A 6,704-nucleotide genomic window follows, 5' to 3' on the forward strand; every position below is an offset into this window, starting at 1 on the left:
GCTAATTCAACTTTTTCCAAGACAAGCTTTTTGTTTCGCCAGCTATCCAATGTCTGACTCCTGGTAATTGTGCATAAAACCACCACGCACCCAAGACATACAAGCTACCACAAATAATCAAGGCCTCAGTCGCCCCAAAATGCTGGGCTAATGTTCCAGCTAAGAGGTTTCCAAAGGGCATTGTACCTACCATTGCTAAGGCATAAAAACTCATTACCCTTCCACGTTTATCTTCAGCGACTAGGGTTTGGATAATCATGTTACTGCTGGTAATGCTGAGAATAGAAAAACAACCAACAAACACCAGAATAATGATAGATAAACTAACGTGACGCGAGAGTGAAAAGGATATCAGACTCATCCCAATCAATACTTGAGATGTAACAATTACACGATCTAATCCGATGATGCCTCGTCTGATGCTCAAAAACAAGCAAGCAAAGAAAGAGCCAATGGGGGCTGACGTGCTGAGGTGAGCCATTGTAGTTGCATCTCCATTGAGAATCTTGACAGCAAATACAGGCATAAGTGCGACATGAGACATCCCGACTAAACCATGTAAGGCCAGCATCAATAAAATGGCTCTGATAGGATGAAACTGAGAGACATATTCAAAGCCTTCCCGTAATTTTGCAAAGGTATCGCGGAAGCTAGTAAGATTCTGCATTGGTCTGGCTTTTAATTCCATTGCTAACAGGGTAAAAATAGCAGGAATGTAGCTGAGGGTATCGTAGAGAAAACAGTATTTTACTCCGAGGGTTGCAATCAAAATCCCTCCCATTGCTGGGCCTAATACGAGGGAGGAACTTAACATGACTGAATTGAGCGCGATCGCATTACTCCAATCAGCTTTATCATCTACGGTTTCAGTAACAATGGTATGACGCACCGGCATATCTAACCCCTTGAGCAAACCGTTAAGTACACTCAAGGCCAAGAGGATGGGAAAGGTAATCAAATTCGTAAAGGTCAGAATTGTTAAGGCTAAAGAGACGCTAATTCCTGATATCTGCACTATCATTAACAAGTCACGACGACTCCAGCGATCAGATAATACTCCCGAAAAAGGAATCAATAATAGCGTCGGTAAAAATTGTACAAAACCAGCCACACCCAACAACCAAGCTGATTTAGTCAAATCATAGACGAGCCAAGGAATAGTTAACTGCTGGGTCATAAATGTCCCAGACATAGATAGTAACTGTCCCCCAAAAAACAACCGAAAATTCCGCCAACGGAAGGCAGGTAAATAATGGTAAATCGTCTGACTGATGCGATCGCCTAGTTGTCTATGCCAAACTTTCATAGGGGAAGCTTTAATATGTTTTACTAACTATTAGATTAGCTAACAGTCATTATATGATAATAGCTAATCTGCTTGAGTCAACAGGCTATCGGATGATTTAGCTTTTACTTTTTTTCACAATTAAAGTTGCGATCGCTGTCCAAACACTACCCCAGTCTGATAAGCCAATTCTCGCCGCTTTTTCCAAGGGTTTAACCCCAGCAAAGTAGCTTGCCCAGATGTGGGATATAAAATACCTGTGAGCATTTTAATGGTTGTAGACTTGCCTGCACCATTTGGCCCAATAAATGCGATCGCTTGACCATCGGGAACACTCAGCGTAATATCATCCACCGCCACAATCTCAGTCTGTCTGCGGTTTCTACCCCAACCTTGCGTTAAGGTAAACGTCTTGCGTAAATTTTCCAGTTCTACGGCTGTCATTACCGATGAACTCCTCAAAAACATATTACATATATACTACAAAAGCTCTCATATTTCACTTAATCGGTCAAAATTTCTCTGATTCCCGGCAAAGAAAAAATAGATTTATTCCTATTCCTGGATTTCTCACAAGAGAGAAATCCAGGGGTGTGGGAGGTGTGGGAGGATGGTGAAGAAATCTTTCCCCCTCCTCTCCCCACACTCCCCACACCCACTACCCATACGTGAGAAATTCGGGTTATTGTTCCTCCTGCCTCCTTCATGCCTCAGCATTACAGCAGCTATCACTGGAATTTATAGATTTGAACAAAAATAGTATTTGTTTTTCATAATCAACTTATCTACAGTAAATATCAACTAATGAACTCAAAAATTCAGCATTTACCAAAAGAGGTAGCATGAAGAAATCAATTTTTCAAACACTAACTAACTGCTTAGTAGCCGCATTATTTGTAGTATTAGTGGCAGGATTTTCGCTATTTGATCAACCCATTGCTAAGGCTCAATCATTAACACCACCCGTAACAACAGAAGTAACAACAGAAGTAACAACAGAAGCTACACCTGCACCTGTAAAAACGGTGGCAGAAAATGTCAGACATTTGCTGACAACTCATGAATGTGTTGGTTGTAACCTGATAGGAGCAGCACTAAAAGATACTAATCTGCAAAATGCGAATTTAGAAAATGCAAATTTACAAGGTGTTGATTTAGAAAGAGCAAATTTACAAGGAACTAACCTCAAAGGTGCTAATCTTCAAGGCGCAGATTTAGGTAAAGCCAGCATTAGAGGCGCAAATTTAGATAATGCTAACTTATTTGATGCCGATTTGGAGAAGGCTGATTTGACAGGTACAAGTATTGTAGGTGCAAACTTTCAAGGTGCTGATTTAGAACAAGCCATTACACCACCAGGTTTAACAAACTACTAACAATACTTAGCTTGAGTATCAGGAAATATTTTCCTTTTTGAACCCTATTGTCACACTTGATAGTAGGGTTTTTGTCTTTTTTTTCTTGTTGGAAATTAGTGATATAGGACTCATATTTGATTTATGAAAAAATCAGTACACTCAGATCAAGCTGCTTTCCTACTCCCTACTCCCCATTCCCTACTCCCTGCCTATCGCGCTTGCGCTGCGCTTCTCTGCGAGACGCTTTGCGAACGCGCACCACACAAATAGATTCAGAAATCAAATCGGATTCCTATATCTATGTTTACTTCTACTTAAAGATATATTGACAAAATTTACTTGTATTTAATTTGTTACCAATGGTATATGTTAGATACAATACGGTAAACCTAGCAATAAGCCGTAGTTAATTAGTTAAGGGATAACGGCAGTGGGCATAGTAGTTGATAATATATCCAAGCATTTCGGAAGTTTTAAAGCAGTTGATCAAGTTGATTTAACAGTTAAGAGTGGGTCTTTAGTGGCATTATTAGGGCCGTCTGGTTCTGGTAAATCTACTTTATTGAGACTAATTGCCGGGTTAGAAATGCCCGATAGCGGTAAAATCATCCTCACTGGCAAAGATGCTACATATAAAAATGTCCAAGAGCGCAATATTGGATTTGTATTTCAGCAGTATGCGTTGTTTAAGCACATGACTGTGCGGCAAAATATTGCTTTTGGTTTAGAAATTCGCAAAGTTCAAGATAAAAAAATCAAGGGAAGAGTTGAACAGTTATTAGAGTTAGTTCAATTAAAGGAATTAGGCGATCGCTATCCTTCACAGTTATCTGGTGGTCAAAGGCAACGGGTAGCATTAGCAAGAGCCTTGGCTGTAGAACCAGAAATATTATTATTGGATGAACCTTTTGGTGCGCTTGATGCGAAAGTGCGGAAAGATTTAAGAATCTGGTTACGCCATCTTCATGATGAGGTGAATGTCACTACAGTGTTTGTCACCCACGACCAAGAAGAGGCGATGGAAGTATCGGATGAAGTCGTGGTGATGAATAAAGGACGTGTAGAACAAGTAGGTTCACCCGCAGATATTTACGACAATCCCGCTTCCGCATTTGTGATGAGTTTTATCGGCCCGGTGAATGTCTTACCTAACACCGCCAGAATTTTCCAAAGCACCGGGTTTAATGCAGGACACCCAGAAGTCTTTTTGCGTCCCCAAGATGTGATTATCGAAAAGCACGCTCAAGAAGCAACAGCATCAGCTAAAGTCAGCCGTCTGATTCATCTGGGTTGGGAAATTCAGGTGGAATTAACTATAGACGATGGTCAAGTTGTGACAGCACATCTAACACGCGATCGCTTCAACGAATTGCAGTTAGAACCACAACAACAGGTTTACGTCAAACCAAAACATGCTAAATCTTTTCCCGCTTATTACTCCGTCTAATAGTGAAAATCGATATTTAAGTTGAGGGAATAGGAGTTAAAAAATTCCTAATTCCCTTTTTTATTGCTTTTACTGATTAACATTTTATTGAATTTGTCAATATTTCATTAGACATATATCTTAGAAAAAATTGTTATTGAAAACACCATAATTAATATCCTAAAGGAAGAGGTCGCTTACTAAATTTTCAAGACAAAATGATATTAAGTTTTGTAAGCAAGTAATTTATCTGGCAATCGATAAATTTACTAAATATCTTTGTGCTTTTTAAGCATGGATAAATTTGCTTTACTTCACTTGATCACACACGCATAAACCTACAATGAAAAGTATAATTTTTAGTGGCTTAACTTTCTTATTGATATCTACTACTTTCAGTCCTGCTTATAGCAGAGAAACGGTAGTAAATAATTCCAAAGCTTTAAGTGGTATTTCAGAAGTCACTAATGCAATCAAACCTTTTGAAATTGCAGGTTTGGCTTATCAAGGGCAATTGAGAAATCAGGGAATTCCTGGTTATGCTAGTTTGCTTCAAGCTTATCAAACCAGACAAATTAGTGCTAAAGATGTTGTTCGTAGCGCAGTTTTAGCTAACAAACTACCATCACAAGTTTTAAATGACCAAGCATACATTAATGCTGTCAGAAATTCCCTAGATGGTTTTGTCAGAAATAACCTTGTTAATTAATTTGAGTTTAATTGATCAGGACTTAATTATTGACTAAATTTAAGTCCTGATATTTTTAATCGGTTTATCGTAATTATCGGCGATTTAAAAAAGTTTGAAAAAAGAATTTTATAATGATGTTGATGAATCATTATTATTGAAGAGTTGCTTTTTACTACGCTTCAATTGTTTCCAAAGAGATTTAATTTTTTTATAAGCTTCCTGTGATGTGAGCTTGCCATTTGTCTCTAAACTAGTGATAATGCCTACTTTTTGAGCAAATTCTTGGAGATTCGCATTAAAAATCAAGTTTTCTGGCTTAACCTGACCATAGTAGCGACTGCGAGGAGAAATAAATTTGTCTTTTTCTGGTTCACTCGGCTGTTGCATAGTTTCAGATTTCATTCAAAACTTTCTCCTCATCATAGCCAATCTAGTTAGATTTTGGCTTTGTAAATGCTGATTCTTGCTGTAATATTTAACTTATCGAAGAATGTAGGCTCTAGCAATTCTATGTGAGTTATTAAAGATTAGAGATTTAGAACCACGATTTATAGGATAAATCGTGGTTCTATTGTGCCTTGTTATGTAGGTTATAAAATAAATTTCTGAAAATTTTTACTCACCTGTCTATTTTGAAGACTTAACGGCTTGAATTTTGTCAAAAATAGCACCTTCATTAAAAAACCTCTGTTGAATTTGGTTCCAACCACCTAAATCTTCAGCTTTAAACAGAGTTTTAATGTGAGGGAAAGTGCTACTTACTTCTTGCGCGATCTCGGTATTAACGGGGCGAAATCCGATTTTGGCAAACTCGCGTTGAACCTCTGGAGTGTAAAGATACTGCACAAATGCTTCTGCAACTTCTCGATTTTTGTGTTGCTCAACATTTTTATCCACAATAGCAATTGGATTTTCAATAGAGATATTGACATCAGGGACAATATATGAAAACTTTTCGCCTTTTTGTTTTGATAAAATCATTTCGTTTTCATAGTTAAGTAACGCATCTCCTTCACCTTGTTTAAAGAACAATTCCGTGGCGTTACGAGCAGTCTTGGGTAACACAGGCACATTTTGATAAACTTTGGTAGTAAAATCTAAAGCCTGATTTTCATCTTTTCCGGTTTTTGTGACATAACCCCATAAACCCAAAAAATTCCATCGCGCACCACCAGAAGTCTTGGGATTAGCTACAAAGCCGAAAATGCTGGTTTGTTGGTAATACCTTTTAAGGCCTCTGGTACAACTCAAGAATGTTCTAATTGTGGCGCAAAAGTACCAAAGAAATTACATGAACGATGGCATGTATGCAGTTGTGGTTGCTCTTTGGATCGTGACCATAACGCAGCTATTGTAATAAGAAAAAGAGCCGAGGGGCATCCGGTTCTTAAAGCCAAGAGTCTCCTACGCAATAGCCGGATTGTCTTGGAAGCTTACACTGTATGCGAAGCATCAGTGTAGGAGTATGTCACGGATTTGATATTGACGTTAGTATAGCGGACACAGCGCAGCGAGTATTTTAGATTTTTCCACCCACTAGGGGCTGCCGTGTATACAAAAATCTAGGTTGAGCGCATCTATCCCGCCTCAGAATTAATTCCGAGTCTCACAGCACAAGTCCTCTTCAGAGGACTCAACTAGAAATTCATTCCAGTCCACTTGAGTGGACTTTGGCTGTGAGCCTGGAACTTTAGTTCAAGGCGGGATAGGGTTTCCATACTACAAATTTTTGACTTGTGTATGCACGGTAGCCACTAGGAGTGGGGTTTGTACCCCAAAAAATTCAAAATCCTTACACCCCATACCCTTACACCCAATCTCCACAGATAATTGTAGCGAACTGCAAACATCCAGGGCTAAAACTGCAAACAAGGCGATTTTGAAACCACATTATTTGCAAATAAGGTTCTGCTCAAAACGACATTATTTGCAAATGAAACTGCA

The 6,704-nt window shown here is 38.8% G+C and carries 7 protein-coding genes and 1 pseudogene; 4 read left to right on the forward strand and 4 right to left on the reverse strand.

Going from position 1 to position 6,704, the window contains the following annotated elements:
- Nucleotide 1 precedes the first annotated feature (1 nt).
- Together H6G28_RS10495 and H6G28_RS10500 are read right to left on the reverse strand one after the other, a co-directional pair.
- Nucleotides 2–1,306 carry an MFS transporter gene (locus H6G28_RS10495; RefSeq protein ID WP_190588446.1) on the reverse strand — a complete coding sequence of 435 codons (1,305 nt, stop codon included), beginning with the start codon at nt 1,304–1,306 and terminating at the stop codon, nt 2–4.
- A 120-nt stretch (nt 1,307–1,426) separates the two neighbouring features.
- Complete coding sequence (locus H6G28_RS10500) at nt 1,427–1,729, reverse strand: ATP-binding cassette domain-containing protein (protein WP_190588445.1); 303 nt, start codon at nt 1,727–1,729, stop codon at nt 1,427–1,429.
- Between the two features lie 398 nt (nt 1,730–2,127).
- Between H6G28_RS10500 and H6G28_RS10505 the strand changes: the two genes are divergently transcribed.
- From H6G28_RS10505 to H6G28_RS10515, 3 genes are all read left to right on the forward strand, one after another.
- Nucleotides 2,128–2,661, forward strand: a complete 534-nt coding sequence (locus H6G28_RS10505) for a pentapeptide repeat-containing protein (protein ID WP_190670593.1) — start codon at nt 2,128–2,130, stop codon at nt 2,659–2,661.
- A gap of 412 nt (nt 2,662–3,073) precedes the next feature.
- Nucleotides 3,074–4,090 (forward strand): sulfate/molybdate ABC transporter ATP-binding protein, encoded by a 1,017-nt coding sequence (locus H6G28_RS10510; RefSeq protein WP_190670594.1) that lies wholly within the window; start codon nt 3,074–3,076, stop codon nt 4,088–4,090.
- Between the two features lie 322 nt (nt 4,091–4,412).
- Nucleotides 4,413–4,778 (forward strand): hypothetical protein, encoded by a 366-nt coding sequence (locus H6G28_RS10515; protein WP_190588442.1) that lies wholly within the window; start codon nt 4,413–4,415, stop codon nt 4,776–4,778.
- A gap of 108 nt (nt 4,779–4,886) precedes the next feature.
- Here H6G28_RS10515 and H6G28_RS10520 read toward each other — a convergent pair whose 3' ends face one another.
- Nucleotides 4,887–5,162, reverse strand: a complete 276-nt coding sequence (locus tag H6G28_RS10520; RefSeq protein WP_396019789.1) for a DUF7219 family protein — start codon at nt 5,160–5,162, stop codon at nt 4,887–4,889.
- Between the two features lie 225 nt (nt 5,163–5,387).
- Nucleotides 5,388–6,011, reverse strand: a complete 624-nt coding sequence (locus H6G28_RS10525) for an extracellular solute-binding protein (RefSeq protein ID WP_199332812.1) — start codon at nt 6,009–6,011, stop codon at nt 5,388–5,390.
- Between H6G28_RS10525 and H6G28_RS10530 the strand changes: the two are divergent.
- A pseudogene (locus H6G28_RS10530) lies at nt 5,946–6,221 on the forward strand (zinc ribbon domain-containing protein); the annotation flags it as partial. The gene H6G28_RS10525 and the pseudogene H6G28_RS10530 sit on opposite strands and share 66 nt — an antisense overlap.
- Between the last annotated feature and the right edge of the window lie 483 nt (nt 6,222–6,704).

It is taken from the genome of Nostoc sp. FACHB-190 (genome assembly GCF_014696905.1).
Classification (GTDB): domain Bacteria; phylum Cyanobacteriota; class Cyanobacteriia; order Cyanobacteriales; family Nostocaceae; genus Nostoc_B.